The organism is Alteromonas sp. ABE4_545, assembly GCF_056161325.1.
Window position 1 is genome coordinate 1 of sequence record NZ_JBSWYY010000113.1, and the last position, 206, is coordinate 206.

The 206-nt window shown below is 45.6% G+C and carries 1 protein-coding gene; it reads right to left on the reverse strand.

Annotation, left to right across the window (positions count from 1 at the left end; all coding sequences use genetic code 11):
- Positions 1 to 186, reverse strand: a 186-nt coding sequence (locus ACXAH6_RS20535; protein ID WP_474879848.1) for an IS4/Tn5 family transposase DNA-binding protein, incomplete at its 3' end; no start/stop codon positions are given.
- Between the last annotated feature and the right edge of the window lie 20 nt (positions 187 to 206).

A 206-nucleotide genomic window follows, 5' to 3' on the forward strand; every position in this document is an offset into this window, starting at 1 on the left:
GTGTTCGTTACGAATAAAGCGATACGCGCCTTCCATATCTGCGGGAGATTGTGTGATATTCACGATAGGTTTTCCTGGTGAGCTGGCTAACGATGCCGCCAACTTTACCAAACGTGCAGTGCGACGGGGATCGCCTAAATTGGCTTTTCCAAAAGTATTATTAGACCACTGTGCAATTTCCATCATCATTTACTCTCACAACCAAG